Source organism: Rhizobium sp. NFR03, from assembly GCF_900111275.1.
Lineage (GTDB): Bacteria > Pseudomonadota > Alphaproteobacteria > Rhizobiales > Rhizobiaceae > Ferranicluibacter.
This window is the reverse complement of the sequence record NZ_FOGR01000002.1, coordinates 378,467-396,296: the sequence shown is the minus strand read 5'-3', so window position 1 is coordinate 396,296 and position 17,830 is coordinate 378,467. Positions and strand designations below refer to the sequence as shown.

Sequence of the window (17,830 nt, the reverse complement as noted above, 5' to 3'; positions counted from 1 at the left end):
GGCTCAGAGATCGAGACGGAGAACGTCGGCACCGCCGGGGGCGGCATCAGGACCCGAAGGCTTGTAGTAGGCCTTCCGCTCACCGACCTTGCGAAAGCCCAACCGGCGATAGAGTGCCAGTGCCGCGACATTCGCCTGATCGACCTCGAGGAACATGGCCTCCGCACCATCCTGGCGGGCACGACCCAGCGCCGCCTGCATCAGGCGCCATCCAAGGCTCACCCTGACATAGCGGGGATCGACGCCAATGGTGAGGATCTCCGCTTCACCGCCTGCCGAACGTGTCAGCACGAAACCGCCCATCGCCGACCCGACGCTCGCATTGTTCTGGCGGGCGACGAAGCCGAAGACGCTTTCCTGCAAGAGAAGGGCATGGAATTCGCTGGCGCTCCAGGCGGGCTTGAACAAAGCGGCATGAATGCGCGCAACGCCCGGGAGATGATCGACCGTCATGTCGAAGATGTCGAACTCCGGGCGGCGGATGAAATAATCGATCAGTGCCATCTCAGGCGCGCGCCACGGCAAAGCCCGCCTGTGAGCGGACATCGGGGCCCCGGAGGTAAAGCGGTTTGGGCAGAGCGGTGGCGGGATCGGCGCACGCACCGAGCTTGGCCACGACCGCAATGTCCGCGGTATCGCCAGACGTCTGGCTCGCTTCAGTTTGGTTCGCCTCAACGGCCGCGTCTTCGCGTAACAGGCGGGCGCCGGAGCCACTGATCGTGCCCGCGAAGCTATGAAACGCGGATCTGGCGGAGACGACATCCAGCGCTTCGGCATCGGCGACAGGCTCGCCCGCTGCATCGAAGCGCTGGAGATAGACCTCTTCGCGCTTCGCATCGGTCACGATGAGGACGGGATGGCCGGGCGCGGCTGCGAGAGCGGAAATGGCCAATGCCTGCAGAACGGAAACGCCGACGACAGGTCGGCCCAAAGCCAGGCCAAGGCCGCGGGCGGTGGCCACGCCGACGCGGATGCCGGTAAACGAGCCGGGACCGATGGTGACGGCGATGCGATCGACCTCGTCCATCTCGACGCCAGCCACCGACAGCGCTTCGTCGATGAAGCCCATCAACCGCTCGGCATGGCCGCGGCCGATATCGGCTCCGGCAATGCCCAGCGTTGCGTCGCGCGCGGCGTCGTATATCGCGACGTTACACGCCGTGCCGGCAGTGTCGATGGCTAGAACGATCATGCGGAAGGGTGGCCCCGTCTCGGAATGCCCGTGCCCGGGCGGTCATTGATCCCCTCCGAAAAGCGCCGCCCCCGGCGCCTTTCGAAGGACAGTCTCATCCGTTGCGGATCAGACCGCTTCGACGGCACGAACCTCGGGCACGAAGTGGTGCAGGAGGTTCTGCACGCCATGCTTCAGCGTGGCGGTCGAGGACGGGCAGCCAGAACAGGCACCCTTCATGTTGAGAAAGACCGTGCCGTCGCGAAAACCCTTGAAGGTGATGTCGCCGCCGTCTTGCGCAACGGCCGGGCGGACGCGGGTTTCCAGCAGTTCCTTGATGGTCGCGACGATGGTCTCGTCGCCCTTCTCGAAGAATTCGCCTTCCTGGTCTGCCTCTTCCGCACGGCCCTGCCCCGCCATGATCGGCTGGCCGGACATGAAGTGCTCCATGATGGAGCCGAGAATGGCGGGCTTCAGGTGCTGCCACTCGGCATCCGCCTTGGTAACGGTGATGAAGTCATAGCCGAAATAGACCCCGGTGACGCCGGGAATGTCAAAGATGCGTGCGGCAAGCGAGGAACTTGCGCGAGCCTCGGTTTCGTCGCGGAACTCGGCGGTGCCGCTTTCCAGGACGACCTTGCCCGGCAGGAACTTCAGCGTTGCGGGGTTCGGGGTCGATTCGGTCTGAATGAACATGATGGTGCTCCCTGTCGGGTGAAGGCCGACGGTCAAAGAAATGCCCGATAAGCATAAGCGGCTCGCGCCTCGCCATCAAGCCTGCGCTGGTGACGGAAAAATGGTGATCGCAGCGGCTGAATACCAGAGGAGCCTGTCGTCGGACAGAAATATCGACCGCCGACCCGCTCGCGCCGGTCAGCTCAGAGCGTCGATCTCCTCGTCCGTCAGCATGTCCGGGATGACGGTGACGGGAATAGGGAAGACGGCCGTCTTGCCGGCAATGGAGGCAACCAGAGGGCCGGGACCGTCCTTGTAGGAGCCCGCGGCCAGCACGAGAATAGCGATATCCCGGTCTTCCTCGATCAAACCATAGATCTGCTCGGTCGGAAGTCCCTCACGGATGATCATTTCCGGCTCGATGCCGATCTTCTCGCGCACATCATGGGCGACCTTGGCAAGCGTCGCCTCCGCTTCCGCGCGTGCCTCGGCCCGCATGATGCCCTCGACACCAAGCCATTGCTGAAAATCGCCATCGGGAATGACGTAGAGGAGAACGAGGGCACCGGAGGAGTGCTTGGCGCGCATGCCTGCATAATGCACGGCACGGCCGCATTCCGGGGTGTCGTCGATCACCGCCAGAAACTTGCGGCGGTGACCTTCCATGCGTGAAAGACGTGTCGAGACCATAGGGGAACACTGGCATTCGCAGCGGCCCTTCGCAAGGCCGTTTTCATTTCGTCCCCGTCAGGGGACGCCAGCCGCCTACTGGAGGAAGCCGATGATCTCGCGAACTTCGCGCATCGTGGCTTCCGCCCGCGCCCGCGCCCGCTCGCCGCCATCGCGCAGGATGGCATCGATGTGGCTCGTATCCGCCATCAGCCGCGACATCTCGCCCGTGATGGGCGCGAGCACGTTGACCGCAAGATCGACCAGCGCCGGCTTGAAGACGGAGAACTGCTGGCCGCCGAACTCGGTGAGGATGTCCGCCTTGGTGCGATCGGCAAGAGCCGCGTAGATGCCGACGAGATTGTCGGCTTCCGGGCGTCCGGCAAGGCCTTCGATTTCCGACGGCAACCCGTCCGGATCGGTCTTCGCCTTGCGGATCTTCCTGGAAATCGTCTCGGCGTCATCCACGAGATTGATGCGCGAGAGATCCGACGGATCGGATTTCGACATCTTCTTCGTGCCGTCGCGCAGGCTCATGACGCGCGGCGCGGGGCCATCGATCATCGACTCGACCATCGGGAAGTAGGCGTGAACGGGCTCTTCGCCGACCGTGATATCGATGCCCTTGCCACCTTTGCGGATGTGGGCCTGATAATCGAGGTTGAACTTCATGGCGATGTCGCGCGTCAGTTCCAGATGCTGCTTCTGGTCGTCGCCCACCGGCACATGCGTGGCGCGGTAGACGAGGATGTCGGCCGCCATGAGGCTGGGATAGGCGAGCAGGCCGAGCGAGGCATTCTCGCGGTCCTTGCCGGCCTTGTCCTTGAACTGCGTCATGCGGTTCATCCAGCCGATGCGCGCGACGCAATTGAAGATCCAGGCAAGCTCGGCATGCTGCGGCACGGCCGACTGGTTGAAGACGATATGCGCCTTGGGATCGATGCCGGATGCGATGAAGGCCGCCGCAATCGAGCGGATCTGCCCCGGAAGATCCTCGTGCACCAGCTGCGCCGTGATCGAATGCAGATCCACCACGCAGTAGATGCAGTCATTATTTTCCTGCAACGCCACGAACTTGCGGATTGCACCGAGATAGTTGCCGAGGTGGAGATTGCCTGTCGGCTGGACACCGGAGAAGACGAGCGGCGGAAAGTTTGACATGGAGACCTCGATCGGGCGCGGGAAATCATGCGTTCCGCGGCGAAGACGAGCGGCGGAATTTTCCGGGCTTATGCACGGGCAATGCCCGACAATCAAGGTGGTTCTCTATCTGTCGATCTCAGCCGGCCGGCTGCAGGAGATCCCAGAGATTGCCGAACGGATCGGCGAACACCGCGACGATGCCGTAAGGCTCATGCCGGGGCTCTTCAAGGAACGTGACGCCCTTGGTGAGCATGGCGGCATGGTCGCGCGCAAAATCGTCGGTGTGGAGGAAGAATGCGACGCGCCCGCCGGTCTGGTTGCCGATGGCCGCCACCTGCGCCGCGCCCTCTGCCTTGGCGATCAGAAGTGCGGTTTCCCGCGCGCCACGGGGCCGCAGCACCACCCAGCGCTTGCCGCCTCCCATGTCGAGGTCATCCAGCAGCTCGAAGCCGAGACTGTCGCGGTAGAAGGCGATGGCTTGGTCGTAATCGGGCACCACGAGGGTGATGCGGGCAATGGTCTGGTGCATCCGTGTCTCTCGTGGTCGTGATCAGATCTGCGGAGGAGGCAGAACGCTGGTGTCGGCTTCCTCTTTTGCCGTATCGGGGCGCGGTTTGCGCTTGAGGTTCCGGCGAAGCACGGAGGCATCGGCGCCGCCGATGGCGAAGGCAAGCGCGAAATAGACGATCATGGCCATACCGATCAGCAGCATCAGCGCCGTCAGCTGTGTGATGAGCCGTGCCTCAGGCGTCAGCCAGTTCGCGAGATAGCCGGAGGCATAATGGAGGGCGACGGCCATGACGACGGTTGCCGCGACCAGACGCAGGACACGCGAGAACAATGCCGCCTCCCATTCCCAATGACCGCGGCGGACGAGCGTCACGAAGAGCAGCACCGTCGTCAACCAGCCGGAGGCGGCTTCCGCCGTGGCAATCCCGCGTTCGCCGTAGATCGGGAACAGTGACACCGCGAGCAGGCAGTTGAAGGCGACCGAGATGCCGGTGAAGCGCATCGGCGTCTTGGTGTCCTCGCGCGCGAAGAACCCGGGATTGAGCGCCTTGATCATCACGAAGGCAGGCAGACCGAGGCCATAGATCGCCAGCGTGGACGCAACCGTGGCCGTGGTCGTCGGCGAGAAGGCGCCGCGCTCGTAGAGCACGCGCACGATCTCGTCGGAAATGACCCAGATGGCGCCGGCGGCGGGCAGTGTGAGGAACAGCACGAATTCGAGCGAGCGGTTCTGCAGATTTGCCGCTTCCTTCACCGCGCCCCCGCGAAGGGCGCGCGACAGCTCCGGCAGGAGCACGACGCCGACGGCGATGCCGACGACGCCGAGGGGCAACTGGTAGACCCGGTCGGCATATTGCAGGACCGCAATGGCGCCGTCCTTCGTGGAGGCGATCATCTGGCCGATGAGCTGGTTGATCTGAGTGATGCCGCCGGTGATGGCGGCGGGAAAGGCGAGTACCAGCAGGCGCTTGACGTTGGGTGTATAGCGCGGGCGGCGAAGGCCGAACCGCATGCCGGCATGGCGCACGCCTGCATAAAGCACCGCCATCTGAAGGATGCCCGCAGCCAGAACGCCCCAGGAGAGGTACCAGGCCGTCATCAACGGATCGGCGCCGGTCCAAAGACCATAGGCGAGCGCTGCAATGAGGGTGAGGTTGAGAAAGACCGGAGCGATGGCGGCCGCAAAATAATGATGCAGCGAGTTCAGCATGCCCGACAGCATCGCCGTCAGCGACATGCACATGAGATAGGGAAACATCACGATGGCGAGCTTGACCGTGACGTCGAACTTTTCGGGATCGTTGACGAAGCCCGGCGCGATGATCGTCGAGACGATCAGCGGCATCGCGAATTCCATCGCGATGGTGATGACGAGCAACACCGTGAAAAGGACGCCAAGCACCTCTTCGGAGAAGCGCTTCGCTCCATCAATGCCGTTCGCCTCGATCTCCTTGGCAAACAGCGGCACGAAAGCGGCGTTGAACGCACCCTCGGCAAAGAGACGGCGGAAGAGATTGGGAAAGCGGAAGGCGGCGTAGAAGGCATCGGCCATGGGACCGGTGCCCAGCGCCGCAGCCATCAGCGTCTCGCGGCCGAAACCGAGCAACCGGCTGCCGAGCGTGGCTCCGCCGACGGTCGCGAACTTGCGGGCAAGGCTCATCCTTCGGCCTTCATCTTGCGGGCCCCTGCGGACCGCGTGCTGGCGGGCGCCGGGGCGACGGTCTGCGGGGCGCTGACGTCCGGTGCATAACCTTCAGGTGCATGGCCCGGAGGTACATGACCGAGGGGCGCAATCCCTTGCGCGATGATGCCGGTCGGCATGCGGTCCCGCACCTCGTCGGCCTGCTCGGCCATCACGGCCTTGAGGCGAGCGGTGATATGCCCGTGCCGCGTCTCGTTGGTGATCTTGGCGCCCACGAGGTCGGTCACGTAGAAGGTGTCGATGACCTTTTCGCCGAAGGTGGTGATGTGGGCCGAGTGGATATCAAGCGACAGATCCGCCAGCACCGCCGTGATCTCCGACAAAAGGCCCGTCCGGTCGAGGCATTCGACCTCGACGACCGTGAACTTGTTCGACAGCGAATTGCTGATCGTGACGGCCGGGGGCACGGTGAAGGTCTTGTTGCGCTTGCGGCCCTTGGTGCGGCTGGCGATGACGCCCGGCAGGTCCTTCTTGCCTGACAGCACGTCCTCGATCATCCGGCCGATGCTGGCCGCGCGCCGCGTTTCGTCGTCATCGACGTTGAATTCGCGATTGATGAGGATGGTGTCGAGAGCGCGACCGTCCGATGTCGTGAAGATCTGCGCATCCACGATGTTGGCACCAGCGGCGGCGCAGGCACCGGCGATGATGGCGAGCAGCCGCGGATGGTCGGGCGCGAGCACCGTAATCTCGGTGATCGCGTGAAACTGATGTGTCCGCACCATGGTGGCGAGCGTTCGGGCGGCCTTGTCCGTCTCGCGGATGAAGCGGGCATGGCGGACCTGATCGTCAAGCGATACCGACAGCAGGTAGGGCTGGTAGTGCAGCCGGGAATAGGTCTTGCGGTCCTTGCTGCTGAAATCGTCCAGCGCATCGAACAGCAGCGAAGCCGCATGCGCGGCCCGCTCCTTGCGCGGTACATCCGAGAAACCGCCCGACAGCAGCAGTTCTGTTTCATAGTAAAGCGTGCGGAGCAGCTGTCCCTTCCACCCGTTCCAGACACCGGGGCCAACGGCGCGGATGTCGCAGACCGTGAGGATCATCAGCATTTTCAGGCGATCGAGCGACTGGACGCGTTCGGCGAAGTCGAGGATCGTCTTGCGGTCGTTGAGGTCGCGGGTCTGCGCGACCATCGACATGGTCAGGTGCTCCTCGATCAGCCAGGCAACCGTTTCGGTCTGCTTGTGCGTCAGGCGGAAGCGGGGAGCGAGACGACGGGCGAGCCGGGCGCCGGCCTGGGAGTGATCTTCCGGGCGCCCCTTGGCGACATCGTGCAGGAGCACGGCGACATAGAGCGCGGTACGCTCCTCCACCTGCGGCATGAGCTTGGCGGCGAGCGGATGAATGTCCTGATCGAGCCCGCGGTCGATGCGCGACAGCATGTCCACGGCCCGCAAGAGGTGCTCGTCCACCGTGTAATGGTGGTACATGTTGAACTGCATGAGCGAGACGATGCGGCCGAAATCGGGAATGAAACGGCCCAGCACGCCGGCCTCGTTCATGCGGCGCAGGACGAGTTCCGGGTCGCGGCGCGAGGTGAGGATGGATATGAAGAGGCGGTTGGCCTCCTCGTTTTCGCGCAGAGCCGGCGTGATGAGCCCGAGCGACCGCGTCAGCTGCTTGAGAGCGGCCGGGTGGAACTCCAGCCCGTTGACGTCGGCGATGTGGAAGAAGCGGATGAGATTGACCGGATCACGCCGGAAGATGTCGGGGCTTGCCAGCGCGATGCGTCCGCCGTCGTCGACGAATTCGAGCGAGCCCGCGATCTTGCGCACGCGGCGGCGGAAACGGTTGATGACGGCGGAAAAGCCGGGCAGTTCCTTGGCCTGCTGATCCTCCAGTGCCGCGCAGAAGATGCGCGTGAGATCGCCCACATTCTTCGCGACGAGGAAGTAGTGCTTCATGAAGCGCTCGACCGAGGTCATGCCGGGATGATCCTGATAGCCGAGGCTTTCGGCGATCTCGCGCTGGATGTCGAACGACAGGCGCTCTTCGGCCTTGCCGGTCAGGAAGTGCATGTGGCAGCGCACGGCCCACAGGAAATCGTCGGACTTGCGGAACAGATGATATTCCGAGCGCGACAGCACGCCGAGCTTCACCAGATCGGCGGACTCGCGCACGCGGTAGTAATATTTGGCGATCCAGAACAGCGTGTGCAGATCGCGCAGCCCGCCCTTGCCTTCCTTGACGTTCGGCTCCACGAGATAGCGCGTGTCGCCGGCCTTGCGGTGGCGCTCGTTGCGCTCGGCGAGTTTGGCGGCGATGAATTGCGGGCCGGTGTTGCGCACGATCTCGTCATCGAAGCGGGCCTCCAGATCGTCCACCAGTCCGGCGCAGCCACAAATGAGGCGCGCTTCGAGAATGGCGGTGCGGATCGTCATGTCCTCTTCCGACAGGCGGATGCACTCCTCCACCGTGCGGGTGGCGTGACCGACCTTGAAGCCCATATCCCACAGAAGATAGAGCATGTACTCGATCGACGGCTCGCAGAAGGGCAGCTTTCGGGCCGGCAGCAGGAACAGGAGATCGATGTCGGAGCCGGGCGCCAGGGTGCCGCGGCCATAGCCGCCGACCGCGGCGACGGCAATCTGCATGGAGGGCGGCATGCTGGACGCGCTGAAGACGTGATCCAGCACGAAATCGTGCAGGATGGCGATCAGCCGGTCCTGCAGCCAGGAGATGCGGGCGGCGCAGGCAAGCCCGCCGCCGTCCTCCTTCAGAAGTTCGTAGGCTTTGGCGCGGCCTTGGGCATTGGCTTCCTTCAGCGCGACCAGCAGGGCCTGACGCATCGGATCGCGCTGTTCGGCATGCGCCGACGCGATGAAATCCACCTTAGCCTTGAGGGCTGCGATGTCCAGGATGTCGCTGAAATCGATGTCCTGTCTCCTTGGCGCGGGCCGGATGTACTCCGGGCGCGCGATAGTTGCGAGCCGCTGTTTTGGCATCACATTCGAACCTTCCGCCCTTCCGGCGTCAACGGGCAACCGGTCGCAGCGCGATCGTCGTCTTCACCCCCACCCCCATTTCCCACCGGGGCCTGAAGGGTATAGGGCAAAACGATTGCCAAGACGTTTCCGACCCGGCTCATCGTTTCCAAACGGGCAATTGCGCCCTTTCGAGGGCGTCTCTAGGCTGCCCGCCTGACCCAGAGCTGGATATGGTCGTGGCAACAGGGGAAGGTCAAGCCCCACGGCACGCGGGATGAGCGTTCAGGACGTCTGTGAGGAAAGCTGCTTCTTGAGGGCGTAGAGTGCGTCCATTGCCTCGCGCGGGGTCATGTCGTCGGGATTGAGGCGCTTCAGCGCATCTTCCACCGCGGACGGCTTGCCACGGGCGACCTCCTCGCGGCGGATGGCGACCTGGAACAGGGGAAGATCGTCGATCAGCTGGCTCGCCGGGTTCTTCCGGTCGGCGTCCTCGAGCTTTGCCAGCACGTCCTTCGCCCGCGCGACGACGGCTGCGGGCAGGCCCGCGAGACGGGCGACCTGGATACCGTAGGAGCGATCGGCCGAACCCGGGCCGACCTCGTGCAGGAAGATGACGTCGCCGTCCCACTCCTTGACGCGCATGGTGACGTTCGACAGGCGGTTCAGTTTTTCCGAGAGGACCGTCAGCTCGTGGAAGTGCGTGGCGAACAGGCCGCGGCAGCGATTGGCCTCGTGCAGGTGCTCGACAGCCGCCCAGGCAATCGACAGCCCGTCGAACGTCGCGGTTCCCCGCCCGATCTCGTCGAGAATGACGAGCGAGCGATCCGTCGCCTGGTTGAGGATGGCAGCCGTCTCGACCATTTCGACCATGAAGGTGGACCGGCCCCGCGCGAGGTCGTCGGAGGCGCCGACGCGGGAAAACAGGCGATCGACCACGCCGATATGGGCGCTGGCGGCGGGCACGTAGGAGCCCATCTGCGCCATGATGGCGATCAGCGCGTTCTGGCGCAGAAAGGTCGATTTACCGCCCATGTTGGGGCCTGTCAGCAGCCACAGGGCGCCGTCGCCCTCCGGCGAGAGGGGAGAGAGATCGCAGGTATTGGCCACGAAGGCTGCGGAAGCCTGACGGCGGAGCGCCTGCTCGACCACCGGATGCCGGCCGCCGTCGATCGCGAACATCTTGGAGGTATCCACCGTCGGGCGGCGATAATCCTGCTCCTCGGCCAGCACGGCGAGCCCGGCGGAAACGTCGAGGATAGCGAGCGCCAGCGCCGCGGCCTTGATCTCCTCCGCTGCCGCTATCACCGCCTCGACCATGCTGTCGAAGGCGGCAAGCTCTATAGCCAGTGCGCGGTCGGCGGCATTGGCGATCTTGGTTTCGAGATCGGCGAGTTCGGTCGTGGTGAACCGCATCGCGTTGGCCATGGTCTGGCGGTGGATGAAGCGGGCCTTCGCGCCCTCCCCCTCCGTCATCGGACCGGCATTCCCCGCGGTCACCTCGATGAAATAGCCCAGCACATTGTTGTACTTGATCTTCAGGGAGCGAATGCCGGTTTCCTCGGCGTAGCTCAGCTGCAGCGCCGCGATGACCCGACGGGACTGGTCGCGAAGAGCGCGCATCTCGTCGAGTTCGGCATGGCAGCCGTCCCGCAGGAAGCCACCATCGCGCTTGAGAAGCGGCAAATCGTCGGCGAGCATGCCGGCAAGCTTTTCGGACAATTCGGACGGGAGCCGGGCGAGCGAGGTGCGCGCAGCCTCCAGCTCCGGCGGCAGATCGGGCTGCCCGATGAGGCGGGCGATGTCGGCACCGGTACGGATGCCCATGAGCACCGCGCCGAGGTCGCGGGGACCACCACGGCCGAGCGACAGGCGCGACAGGGCTCGCGGCATGTCGGGCACGTGTTTCAGAGCCGCGCGCAGATCGGCACAGAGCGAGGGCTGCGCAAGAATGGTGGCGATCGAATCAAGGCGCGTCCGAATGCGCTCGGGATCGGTCAGCGGCGACATCAGCCGCTCGGCCAGAAGGCGTCCGCCACCACCGGTCACCGTCCGGTCGAGCGCCCGCAGCAGGGACCCGTCCCGGCTGCCGGAGAGCGTCTTGACCAGTTCCAGGTTCGCCCGTGTCGCAGGATCGATGAAGAGCGTCGAAGCGGCACTTTCGCGCTCGGGAATGTCGAGCGGCGGGCGCTCGGCCAGCTGGGTCTTCTCGACATAGCCGACGGCGGCCGAGGCTGCGGCCATTTCGGCGCGCGAAAACTGGCCGAACCCATCGAGCGTCTTCACGCCGTAATACCGCGCAAGCCTGTTTTCGGCCGTTGCGCTGTCGAAAAGGATGGCCGGCTGCGGCACCGCGACGCGGCCGATGACATCGAGTACGGGGCGCATATCAGGATCGTGGAACAACGTGTCGGCGAGAATGAGTTCGCGCGGCTCTATGCGCAGGATATCGGCGAGAAGCCGCGTTTCCGTCGTTTCCGAAAGGCGGAAGATGCCGGTGGAAATATCGATCCAGGCGAGCGCGAAAGCAGGTTCGGCGCTTCCCCGCAGGCGGGACATCGCCATCAGGTAGTTGCTCTCGGAGGCGACGAGGAGCTTCTCTTCCGTGATGGTGCCGGGCGTGACGAGCCGCACCACGTCACGTTTGACGACGGACTTGGAGCCGCGCTTGCGGGCTTCCGCCGGATCTTCGGTCTGCTCGCACACGGCAACGCGGAAACCGAGGCCGATCAGCTTTTGCAGGTAATCGTCCGCCGCGTGGATGGGCACGCCGCACATGGGAATGTCCTGACCGAGGTGTTGTCCACGCTTCGTCAGAACGATCCCGAGAGCGCGGGAAGCTTCCAGCGCATCGTCGAAGAACAGTTCATAGAAATCGCCCATCCGGTAGAACAGCAGCGAGCCGGGATTATTCGCCTTGATCTCGATATACTGTTCCATCATCGGCGTTGCCTGCACGCGCACCTCTGGCGGCGTGGAGGATGGCGTGGCCGTTGCTTCCGCCGGGGATGGAAAATGTGTCGTCAAGATATACCAGTTTTCGCTAAAAAAGCCGCCAGCCGGCCAAAAAGACAGTGTCACCCTAGCGAACGGCGTCTATAGAAGACAACAAGAAAGCGCGGCCGTGAGTGGCCGCCCACAGAAGCTTGACAGTTCCGAGGGAGGATCATCATGGCAAACGAACGCAAGGCCCGCGCAGGCGGAACGGCTGTCACGGATCAGGAAGCGCTGGATTTCCACTCGCAGGGACGCCCCGGCAAGCTGGAGATCACACCGACAAAGCCAATGGCGACGCAGCGCGATCTGTCGCTGGCCTACTCGCCTGGCGTTGCCGTTCCCGTGAAAGCCATCGCCGCCGATCCGGCGACGGCCTATGACTATACAACGCGTGGCAACATGGTCGCCGTCATCTCCAACGGCACCGCCATTCTCGGCCTCGGCAATCTGGGCGCATTGGCCTCCAAGCCCGTCATGGAAGGCAAATCGGTTCTTTTCAAACGGTTTGCGGATGTCGATTCCATCGACCTTGAGGTCGATACGGAAGATGCCGATACCTTCATCAATTGCGTACGCTATCTCGGGCCTTCCTTCGGCGGCATCAACCTTGAGGACATCAAGGCGCCGGAGTGTTTCATCATCGAGCAGAAGCTGCGCGAGATCATGGACATTCCGGTGTTCCATGACGACCAGCACGGCACCGCGATCATCGCGACCGCGGGCCTGATCAACGCTCTGGAACTGACCGGCCGCGACCTCAAGACCACGCGTCTCGTCTGCAACGGCGCTGGCGCTGCGGCCATCGCCTGTGTCGAGCTGATCAAGTCGCTCGGCTTTGCGCCCGAGAACATCATCATGTGCGACACGAAGGGCGTGATCTACCAGGGCCGCACCGAAGGCATGAACCAGTGGAAATCGGCCCACGCGACCAAGACCGACCGGCGGACGCTGGAAGAGGCGATGGACGGCGCCGACGTGGTGCTCGGCCTGTCGCAGAAGGGCGCGTTCTCGGAAGGCATGATCCGCTCGATGGCGCCCCGGCCGATCATCTTCGCCATGGCCAACCCAGACCCGGAAATCACGCCGGAAGAGGTCGCCTCCATCCGCGACGATGCGATCATGGCGACCGGGCGCTCGGACTACCCGAACCAGGTCAACAACGTTCTCTGCTTCCCCTACATGTTCCGCGGCGCGCTCGACGTGCGGGCCACCACGATCAACGAGGACATGAAGATTGCCGCTGCCCGGGCCCTGGCGAGCCTTGCCAAGGAGGACGTGCCGGATGACGTCGCGGCGGCCTATCAGGGCAACCGGCCGCGCTTCGGCGCGCAGTACATCATCCCTGTGCCCTTCGATCCGCGGCTCATCTCGTCCATTCCGGTCGCCGTCGCCAAGGCTGCGATGGAGAGCGGTGTCGCCCAGAAGCCGATTGCCGACCTTGCCGCCTACGGTCACCAGCTCTCGATGCGCCGCGACCCGATCGCCTCGACGATGGCGCAGATCTACGAGCACGTTCGGCGCGCGCCCAAGCGGATCGTCTTCACCGAGGGCGAGGAAGTTCCGATGATGCGCTCGGCGCTGGCCTATGCCAACCAGAAGCTCGGTACCGCGTTGCTGCTCGGCCGCGAGGACCGCATGCGCGAAACGGCGGCGCGCGAGGGCATCGACCTCGACCGTCCCGGCATCAAGCTCGTCAATGCCCGCATTTCCGATCGCACGGGCGCCTACACCGATTATCTCTATGCCCGCCTGCAGCGTGAGGGGTTCCTCTTCCGTGACGCACAGCGGCTGATCAACCACGACCGTAACCATTTTGCCGCCTGCATGGTGGCGCTTGGCGACGCCGACGGCATGGTGACGGGCATCACGCGCAACTATTCGACGGCTCTCGACGATGTCCGCCGCTGCATCGATGCCAAGCCGGGGCACCGGGTCATCGGCGTGTCGATCGCGCTCTGCCGGGGGCGCACGGTTCTGGTGGCGGATACGGCCGTACACGACATGCCATCCTCGGAGGAACTTGCCGACATCGCCGTGGAGGCCGCAGGCCTTGCGCGCCGTCTCGGCTATGTGCCGCGCGTGGCGATGCTTGCCTATTCGACCTTCGGGCATCCGCATGGCGAACGTTCGGAACGGGTCCGCGAGGCCGTGAAGATCCTCGACCGGCGCCGCGTCGATTTCGAATATGACGGTGAAATGGCGGCCGATGTCGCGCTGAACATGAAGGCGATGGAGCAGTACCCGTTCTGCCGTCTTTCCGGCCCGGCAACCGTTCTGGTCATGCCGGCGTTCCACTCCGCCTCCATCTCGACGAAGATGCTGCAGGAACTCGGCGGCGCCACCATCATCGGCCCGTTGCTGGTCGGCCTCGACAAGTCCGTGCAGATCGTCTCGCTGACTGCCAAGGACTCCGAGATCGTCAACATGGCGGCGCTGGCGGCTTACAACGCCGGATAAGGGACGGTGGGATCTACGGACTCGGGAATACCGCCCTTCCAATGTCAGGAAGGGCGGATCCGGGACAAAACACTCCCTGTCCGTCCTGACGCACGATGAAACAGACCCTGCGTCCCCTCAAAGGGCAAAGCGGGTTGCGTCGGCGCCGTAGTAATTGAGATAGCGGCCGGCAATGTTGGTGATCGGCAGGACGACGAGAATGTCCGTCGTGCGGAAAGCCTCGTCCACGACGGCGCCGTCACCGACCATGGCGCCGATGCGCAGGTATCCCTTGATCAAGGGCGGCATGGCCGAGAGGGCAGCGCGCGCCTGGATCGCCTCGACCGGCATCAGATCCATGACGCGGTAGAGTTCCGGCCGCGCCTTCACCTGCCACTCCCCGCTTGCCGGCACCGTATGATGCAGGAAGGACAGAGCCAGCGCGTGATGTTCGGGAACGGTGCCGGGGAAAGAGGCGCAGCCGAACATGGCGTCGATGCCATGCTTCAGCGCATAGGCCCAGTTGCCCTGCCAGAGAAGCTCCACCGTGCGCTTGGTGCGATAGGAGGGCAGGACACAGGAACGGCCGAGCTCCATGAAGCGCTTGCCGGGATGACGGGCGATCATCGGGTCGATCAGGAATTCGGAAGCCGAATAGAAACCATCGGCAGCCGCCGCCACATCCTGACGCAACAGCCGGTAGGTTCCCACGATCTGGGCTTCGGACTGTCCGGGCAGCGATGTATCGAGCACCAGAAGATGGTCGCAAAAGGCATCCCACCCATCGATGTCGCGGCCGATCAGCGCAGCACCGGCTGGCACACGGGCGCCCATCTCCTCGACGAACACCTTGTAGCGAAGCGCCTGTGCGGCATCGACCTCGGAGGCCGTGCGAGCGATGCGGGTTTCGAGCGGCCCGATGCGGCCGAGCACGTCGGTGGCTGGCGCCGCTTCGCGCGGCGGGCGGGCACGAATAATGGCCGGGCTTGCGACGGGCACGGACATGGTGCGGAGAGCCGATACGGATTCCAGAATTTCGATCGTCATCGCAGATTACCCCTAATCGCGAGCATGCGCCTGCACGTGAACCGCGAACGACCGGGGAATATGGGGGGCATTTCCCCGACATTTTCCGAATCGCGCCCGGGCTGCGGTAGCAGTTCGCTTCCTGCAGGCCTTTAAGCATGTCACTGCAACAAGACCGTGACAAGGCGTATGCGGCGATCCTTAGCCGGCGATCAATCGGCCGACCAGCTCAATCAGGATTTTAGGGTTGGCGGGTTTGGCGAGGACGGCATCCGCCCCTGCCTCCAGCAGATCGCGGTGCGTTTCGGGACGGCGGTCGGAGGTCTGCACGATGACGGGAAGCCGCAGGGCGCCGTCGATGGACGTTTCAGAGAGACGCAGGCGGCGCACCAGCGTCACGCCATCGCCGCCGGGCATATTGAGATCGGTGATCAGGATTCGAGGTGCCTGCCCGTCGCCTGCAGCCGCAGCCGAAAGCCCCAGATCCAGCACATCTCCCATGGCAGCGAAATCGACGACATGCCGCACGGCGTATCCGGCGCGCTCCAGCGTGGCGCGCAGGATCGCGGCATTGACGGGGTCATCCTCACCGAGAAGTACGGTGCACACGGCAAGTGGCGCAGGCGCTGGCGAAGCGTCCACCGCATCGCGCAGTATCGGGCGATTGTCGTTGATGGCGTCGCGAACCTCGATGCCCTTCAGCTGCCCCTTCAGCACCGCTACCAGCGAGCGTTCGCGCAGGGGGCGGATCAGCCAGGCATGAAAGCCGTCGGTCTGGTGCAGCGGCTGCTGGATGCGTTCTTCCGGATTGACAAGGTAGGTTCTGCGCAGCGGCAAGTTTTCGAGGTCCGGCCTGTCCTTGCAGATCCGACGAAAGAGCGCGGCGCAGCGATGATCGACGATGATATCGGTCAATCGCTCCTCGCTGCCCCCATCCATCGCCAACTTCAGAATATGACCGGCCTGCTCGATGGTCGAGACGATGCGGCAGCGGCCGCCGAGCGTTTCGACCGTCGCTGCCAGCGCTTCGGAGGCCGGCCCTTTCGGCGCGATGAGAAGGACGCGGGAGGTGGAAAGCGTTCGGGTGCGGGCCGTGGCGAGCGGCGGCACCGATTCCGTCAGCGGAAAGCGGATCTCGAAGAGGCTGCCGACGCCAAGCCGGCTGGAGACGGTGACATCGCCACCGAAGGCCCTGATGATACGGCGCGATATGGCGAGACCAAGCCCTGTTCCGCCAGACTGGGAAACCGTATCGCCGGCCTGCTCGAAAGCGTCGAAAATGCGGGACTGGTCCTCGAAGGTCATGCCCGGCCCCGTGTCGGTGACGCGCAGCACGAGCGCGCCATTCTGCTCGGCACAGCTGACGAGAACACCTCCGGTCGTGGTGAACTTGACGGCGTTGCCCACCACGTTGAACAGGACCTGCTTCAGGCGGGGCCCATCGATCTTCAGAGTATCGGGTACGTCTGCGGCAATCGTCGAGGCGATCTCGATGCCCTTCGCGTGGGCGCGATGCGACAGCATTTCGACGACGCTCTCGACCAGCGGACGCAGGCTCTGGCGCGTCGGGCGCAGGGCAAATCGTCCGGCTTCCATCGAGGCGCAGTCCAGGAGATCATCGACCAGCTGTACGAGATCGTGACCGGACTGGCGCATGCCCGCGAGATAGTTCGCCTGCTGTGCGCTCAGCCGGGTCTGGTCGAGGAGGTCGCTCATACCAAGAATGCCGGATAGCGGCGTGCGGATCTCGTGGCTGACAGTTGCCAGCAGGTGGGATTTTGCCCGGCTTTCGGCTTCGGCTCTTTGGAGCGCCGCTTCGCTGCTGCGCGCCGCGCTGACATTGTCGGTGATATCCCGGCCAACGCTGACGATGCGCAGCGTGCCTGTCTCCGCCTCGCGCGTCAGGACGTCGTGCCAGTCGAAAATGCGCGTGCTGCCTTCCTCCGTCATGATCTCGACCCTGTAGCGACCGGAGGTGCCGGGCGGACGGAGCTCAAGACCCAGAGCGTCACAACGCTGCCCCTCCGGCGAAGGCGCGCCGGTCAGCGTCCGGAAGGTGTCGTTCGCCTCCAGAATGACACCCTTCGCATCGCGCAGAATCGCCATGTCCCCGAGCGCATCGTGGATTGCGAAACGCGACATGCCAGCCTCGCGGGCTTCCCATGCGCGGTCGCCGGATCGTTCGTATGCAGCACCTCGGCCGCGCCGGTTCCGGTTCTGGCGCCAATCGCTAAAAAGAAGCACAGAGCCGGCAATGCCCGCAATGCCAAGCCCGAAGGGCAAGAGAAAGAGATCTGCCTCCAGACCGGCCGCGACGATGGCGGCGGAGGCGAGAAGGCCGGCACAGGCGAGGGCCGGGCGAAAGGCGGAGATGCGGGAGCTCCCGAGCTCCCTTTCGGCATCGGTATGCTCAGGAAACGCCACGCGTAGCGGCGGCACATCAGATGCCCCGACGCCCTGCCCGGCACCCTCCCCGATCGGCGGCTGCGACAGGTGCTGGACGATCTTGCGCTGCAGTCTCGACGGCTCGCTCATGCGCGATGACTATCATGCAGCCGTTGGAAATGATTTCAGCCG

The 17,830-nt window shown here is 64.3% G+C and carries 11 protein-coding genes and 1 pseudogene; 1 reads left to right on the top strand and 11 read right to left on the bottom strand.

Annotated features, from left to right (window positions below):
* Window positions 1-3: 3 nt before the first annotated feature.
* The 9 genes and pseudogenes from BSG19_RS07130 to mutS all read right to left on the bottom strand — a co-directional run.
* The gene (locus BSG19_RS07130) at window positions 4-504 is read right to left on the bottom strand and encodes a GNAT family N-acetyltransferase (protein WP_092986286.1); all 501 of its coding nucleotides are present in this window, start codon (window positions 502-504) and stop codon (window positions 4-6) included.
* 1 nt (window position 505) lies between these two features.
* Window positions 506-1,192 carry a tRNA (adenosine(37)-N6)-threonylcarbamoyltransferase complex dimerization subunit type 1 TsaB gene (tsaB, locus tag BSG19_RS07125; RefSeq protein WP_092986284.1) on the bottom strand — a complete coding sequence of 229 codons (687 nt, stop codon included), beginning with the start codon at window positions 1,190-1,192 and terminating at the stop codon, window positions 506-508.
* Window positions 1,193-1,300: 108 nt separating this feature from the next.
* A complete protein-coding gene (locus BSG19_RS07120; protein ID WP_092986282.1) occupies window positions 1,301-1,867 on the bottom strand; it encodes a NifU family protein in 567 nt (188 codons plus the stop codon).
* A gap of 177 nt (window positions 1,868-2,044) precedes the next feature.
* The gene (locus BSG19_RS07115) at window positions 2,045-2,536 is read right to left on the bottom strand and encodes a universal stress protein (RefSeq protein WP_092986280.1); all 492 of its coding nucleotides are present in this window, start codon (window positions 2,534-2,536) and stop codon (window positions 2,045-2,047) included.
* Between the two features lie 75 nt (window positions 2,537-2,611).
* Window positions 2,612-3,676 carry a tryptophan--tRNA ligase gene (gene trpS, locus BSG19_RS07110; protein ID WP_092986278.1) on the bottom strand — a complete coding sequence of 355 codons (1,065 nt, stop codon included), beginning with the start codon at window positions 3,674-3,676 and terminating at the stop codon, window positions 2,612-2,614.
* A 118-nt stretch (window positions 3,677-3,794) separates the two neighbouring features.
* Entirely contained in the window at window positions 3,795-4,187 is a 393-nt protein-coding gene (locus BSG19_RS07105) for a VOC family protein (RefSeq protein WP_092986276.1), read from the bottom strand.
* A 21-nt stretch (window positions 4,188-4,208) separates the two neighbouring features.
* Window positions 4,209-5,828 (bottom strand): murein biosynthesis integral membrane protein MurJ, encoded by a 1,620-nt coding sequence (gene murJ, locus BSG19_RS07100; protein WP_092986274.1) that lies wholly within the window; start codon window positions 5,826-5,828, stop codon window positions 4,209-4,211.
* The gene (locus BSG19_RS07095) at window positions 5,825-8,815 is read right to left on the bottom strand and encodes a [protein-PII] uridylyltransferase (protein ID WP_092986272.1); all 2,991 of its coding nucleotides are present in this window, start codon (window positions 8,813-8,815) and stop codon (window positions 5,825-5,827) included. The genes murJ and BSG19_RS07095 overlap by 4 nt, the downstream gene beginning before the upstream one ends.
* 264 nt (window positions 8,816-9,079) lie before the next feature.
* Window positions 9,080-11,746 (bottom strand): annotated as a pseudogene (gene mutS / locus BSG19_RS07090) (DNA mismatch repair protein MutS); the annotation flags it as partial.
* 219 nt (window positions 11,747-11,965) lie between these two features.
* Here mutS and BSG19_RS07085 point away from each other — a divergent pair.
* Entirely contained in the window at window positions 11,966-14,248 is a 2,283-nt protein-coding gene (locus tag BSG19_RS07085; RefSeq protein ID WP_092986270.1) for an NADP-dependent malic enzyme, read from the top strand.
* A 117-nt stretch (window positions 14,249-14,365) separates the two neighbouring features.
* Here BSG19_RS07085 and BSG19_RS07080 read toward each other — a convergent pair whose 3' ends face one another.
* Window positions 14,366-15,274, bottom strand: coding sequence for a l-ornithine N(alpha)-acyltransferase (locus tag BSG19_RS07080; protein ID WP_092986268.1), 909 nt, complete (start codon window positions 15,272-15,274; stop codon window positions 14,366-14,368).
* Between the two features lie 180 nt (window positions 15,275-15,454).
* Window positions 15,455-17,788, bottom strand: a complete 2,334-nt coding sequence (locus BSG19_RS07075; protein ID WP_092986266.1) for a hybrid sensor histidine kinase/response regulator — start codon at window positions 17,786-17,788, stop codon at window positions 15,455-15,457.
* Window positions 17,789-17,830 lie beyond the last annotated feature (42 nt).

What these genes read in the sequence shown, in the direction of transcription:
- murJ (WP_092986274.1), bottom strand. Translation starts at nt 5,828, where the DNA reads ATGAGCCTTGCCCGCAAGTTCGCGACCGTCGGCGGAGCCACGCTCGGC.
- BSG19_RS07095 (WP_092986272.1), bottom strand. Translation starts at nt 8,815, where the DNA reads ATGCCAAAACAGCGGCTCGCAACTATCGCGCGCCCGGAGTACATCCGG.
- BSG19_RS07075 (WP_092986266.1), bottom strand. Translation starts at nt 17,788, where the DNA reads ATGAGCGAGCCGTCGAGACTGCAGCGCAAGATCGTCCAGCACCTGTCG.
- BSG19_RS07115 (WP_092986280.1), bottom strand. Translation starts at nt 2,536, where the DNA reads ATGGTCTCGACACGTCTTTCACGCATGGAAGGTCACCGCCGCAAGTTT.
- BSG19_RS07085 (WP_092986270.1), top strand. Translation starts at nt 11,966, where the DNA reads ATGGCAAACGAACGCAAGGCCCGCGCAGGCGGAACGGCTGTCACGGAT.
- trpS (WP_092986278.1), bottom strand. Translation starts at nt 3,676, where the DNA reads ATGTCAAACTTTCCGCCGCTCGTCTTCTCCGGTGTCCAGCCGACAGGC.
- BSG19_RS07130 (WP_092986286.1), bottom strand. Translation starts at nt 504, where the DNA reads ATGGCACTGATCGATTATTTCATCCGCCGCCCGGAGTTCGACATCTTC.
- BSG19_RS07105 (WP_092986276.1), bottom strand. Translation starts at nt 4,187, where the DNA reads ATGCACCAGACCATTGCCCGCATCACCCTCGTGGTGCCCGATTACGAC.
- BSG19_RS07080 (WP_092986268.1), bottom strand. Translation starts at nt 15,274, where the DNA reads ATGACGATCGAAATTCTGGAATCCGTATCGGCTCTCCGCACCATGTCC.
- BSG19_RS07120 (WP_092986282.1), bottom strand. Translation starts at nt 1,867, where the DNA reads ATGTTCATTCAGACCGAATCGACCCCGAACCCCGCAACGCTGAAGTTC.
- tsaB (WP_092986284.1), bottom strand. Translation starts at nt 1,192, where the DNA reads ATGATCGTTCTAGCCATCGACACTGCCGGCACGGCGTGTAACGTCGCG.